Genomic DNA, 847 nt, shown 5'->3' with positions numbered 1-847 from the left:
GAATGCTACGGTGAATACGTTCCCGGGCCTTGTACACACCGCCCGTCACACCATGGGAGTGGGCTGCACCAGAAGTAGATAGCTTAACCTTCGGGAGGGCGTTTACCACGGTGTGGTTCATGACTGGGGTGAAGTCGTAACAAGGTAGCCCTAGGGGAACCTGGGGCTGGATCACCTCCTTAACGATAGACTGCTTGTTTGATGCAGTGTCCACACAGATTGCTTGGTGAAATGGTTTTAGAAATAGCAAAAGCGCTAATGAATGACTTCGGTTATTGATTAACGCTTTTAGCGTTTGCTCTTTAACAATCTGGAAAGCTGACTAGTAAATTCAATTTTTACAATTGAATTAAAATGTTTCATCGAGAGATGAAACGAGTTCTCAAGCAATACACATTCAAGTGTCTTGTGTAAGAGTCCGGCGAAAAACCAATGTGCCCCCACTCTTTTCATGTAGAGAAGGAGGCACACAAACCTTGGTTGTTTGAACATACGAAACCTCTTGGGGTTGTATGGTTAAGTGACTAAGCGTACACGGTGGATGCCTTGGCAGTCAGAGGCGATGAAGGACGTACTAACTTGCGTTAAGCCCAGATTAGGCAGTAAGAGCCATTTGAGTCTGGGATTTCCGAATGGGGAAACCCACCTGCACAAGCAGGTATCGCAGCGTGAATACATAGCGTTGCGAGGCGAACCGGGGGAACTGAAACATCTAAGTACCCCGAGGAACAGAAATCAACCGAGATTCCGGCAGTAGCGGCGAGCGAAACCGGATTAGCCCTTAAGCTAGTTGAGTGTTAGGCGAATGTGCTGGAAAGCACAGCAGYAAAGGGTGATAGCCCCGTAG

General features: G+C 47.9%; 2 rRNA genes. Both read left to right on the top strand.

Going from position 1 to position 847, the window contains the following annotated elements:
• Nucleotides 1–182, top strand: a 16S ribosomal RNA gene (locus tag L4D19_RS30355); the annotation flags it as partial.
• 332 nt (nucleotides 183–514) lie between these two features.
• Nucleotides 515–847, top strand: a 23S ribosomal RNA gene (locus L4D19_RS30350); the annotation flags it as partial.

The sequence above is a fragment of the Photobacterium kasasachensis genome, assembly GCF_050336885.1.
GTDB classification, from domain to species: domain Bacteria; phylum Pseudomonadota; class Gammaproteobacteria; order Enterobacterales; family Vibrionaceae; genus Photobacterium; species Photobacterium kasasachensis.
Note: the sequence above shows the minus strand (reverse complement) of the source record. Positions and strands in the feature narration are given on the sequence as shown.